This window comes from Promicromonospora kroppenstedtii DSM 19349, assembly GCF_000515355.1.
In the GTDB taxonomy this organism is placed as follows: domain Bacteria; phylum Actinomycetota; class Actinomycetes; order Actinomycetales; family Cellulomonadaceae; genus Promicromonospora; species Promicromonospora kroppenstedtii.
Map to the genome: position 1 here is coordinate 1,534 of NZ_KI911607.1, position 640 is coordinate 2,173.

The 640-nt window shown below is 72.3% G+C and carries 2 protein-coding genes; both read right to left on the reverse strand.

All coding sequences use genetic code 11. The annotated features are described in order from the left end of the window. Positions 1-122, reverse strand: a 122-nt coding sequence (locus PROKR_RS32375) for a S4 domain-containing protein (RefSeq protein ID WP_281171668.1), incomplete at its 3' end; no start/stop codon positions are given. 11 nt (positions 123-133) lie between these two features. Continuing rightward, a complete protein-coding gene (locus PROKR_RS33745) occupies positions 134-310 on the reverse strand; it encodes a hypothetical protein (protein ID WP_169736313.1) in 177 nt (58 codons plus the stop codon). Positions 311-640 lie beyond the last annotated feature (330 nt).

Below are 640 nucleotides of genomic sequence, written 5' to 3' on the forward strand. Positions count from 1 at the left end.
TTGACCACCACGCGGCCGGCCACCGAGATCCGGCCGGCCGCCACGAGCTCCGCGGCGTGCCGACGCGACCGGGCCAGCCCACGCCGGACCAGCTCCGCGTCCACGCGCGTGCTCGCTGTCATCGTCGCCACCGTCAGGCGTCACCGCTCAGGTGCGCCCGCAAGGCGTCGTGCACCGCCTCGAACCGGGCGACGTGCTCGGCCGGGGGCAGCTCGTCGAGGCCGTCGAGCGTGTCGAGCGCGCGCCGGACGCCCGCCTCGGGATCGGTCTGGCCGATCGCGGGTTCCTCGGTCTCGTAGAACTCGTCCATCGTGCGTCAACGCTCCACTGTGCTCGTCCGTACTGTGCTCGTCCGTGCTCTCGGCCGTGCTGCATGACACGGTACCCGCCGCCCCCGACAGAACCCGGGAGAATTCTGTGGGGATCGCCGGAGTGCGCTTCTACCCAGTCGTTGCGCCCGGAACCGACGGGGTTTCCGGGCGCAACGACTGGGTAGAAGCGCACCTCTCACACCGTGAGGTCCGGGATCGTCTTCTCGTCCACCCGGTCGCCGGCGTCCACCGCGGCCCAGGTCGCGGCGCACGCGGCCCGGACCAGGTCAATGCCGGCGCCGTCGAGCCGGAGCTCGCCGTCGGAGACC

Excerpts from the sequence above, each read along its gene's own strand:
- PROKR_RS33745 (WP_169736313.1), bottom strand. The coding sequence starts at position 310 with ATGGACGAGTTCTACGAGACCGAGGAACCCGCGATCGGCCAGACCGAT.